The organism is bacterium, assembly GCA_040755795.1.
Lineage (GTDB): Bacteria > UBA9089 > CG2-30-40-21 > CG2-30-40-21 > SBAY01 > JBFLXS01.
In genome coordinates this window covers 1-1,062 of the sequence record JBFLXS010000754.1, presented here as the reverse complement: position 1 = coordinate 1,062, position 1,062 = coordinate 1, and the positions used below count along the sequence as shown (strand labels likewise).

The following is a 1,062-nucleotide window of genomic DNA, read 5'->3' as shown; positions in this document are numbered from 1 at the left end:
TACCAGAAGCAAGTTTTTCTGGATCACCGGTTGAAGTTAAAATCTGAAAGCCTCCGTATAAAATCAAAAGAAAAGCAATCCCCCCAGCAATACCAATAACTTTCTGGAGAAGCCAAGAAATAAAACCCTGGGGCGAAACATCAATACACCCCAAAGCCGTCCAAACCCCACCACTTTTATAAGTTTCTCCTAGAGTAACACATTTTCTACATTTTTCTTTATCAACATCACTTACTTCCGCACAAGAAACCCCAGGAGCAGGAGGAGGAGGAGGAAGGATTCCACCTTTTCCCTCTACAGAAAAAGACTTTTGACAAATTATGGATCCTCCAATAAGCCTATCATAAACCGTGATTGTATAGTAACCAGCAGCTTTAAGCTGACCGACATTCAAGGTGTAATCTGTCATCGTAGGAGGAATTTGTTCTTTTTTAGAGATAGGTCCCGTGAGCTCAAGAACCTTCAGAGTGGCTAAACTCCACGGCATATTCTTGATGGTGATAGCGATATTGTCCTCAAACTGAAATGTTGGCTTATCAGGGGTTACAGTAATCGTGCAAGTCTCTGGAATAACTGTATAGGTTATAGATTCACAAGCAAGAGCCCCACTTTCATGGCGTAGTTCAACCTGATGAGCACCTTCTACTCTAAGAGCCGGCCTATCTGTTGTAAGGGATGCCTTATTTCCCTCAATAGTTGCTTTAGGCTCGTAAAAAAGTGTGCCTGGAAAAACAAATTTAAAATTAGTATCGGCAAAACGGTCTTTAACAGAAGAAAAGTCAAACCTGAATGTAAGTTGATCTGGGGAAGAAACTGGAGTGTTACACGGTTGATCATTAATTGTACAAGGACAGTTTGTAGGAGCACCAACTACCGTGGTAGGAGCAAGCGATTTTATAATGACTATCAGAAGAATGGAGAAAAAGAGATTTAGAATTTTTCTCATTATTTTCAGCATATCCAATCTGAAAATAAAATGCAACAGTTAAACCCGATGACAGATGGTAAATTGGGGGCCCAGGTGTTATTATAAATACACTAATAGGCGCGAATAAAGACGCG

Annotated in this window: 1 protein-coding gene; it reads right to left on the bottom strand. The window is 40.4% G+C overall.

The window, feature by feature from the left end; genetic code table 11:
• Positions 1-946 (bottom strand): hypothetical protein (locus AB1414_21440; protein MEW6609975.1); only part of this gene is annotated, 946 nt, incomplete at its 3' end.
• Positions 947-1,062 lie beyond the last annotated feature (116 nt).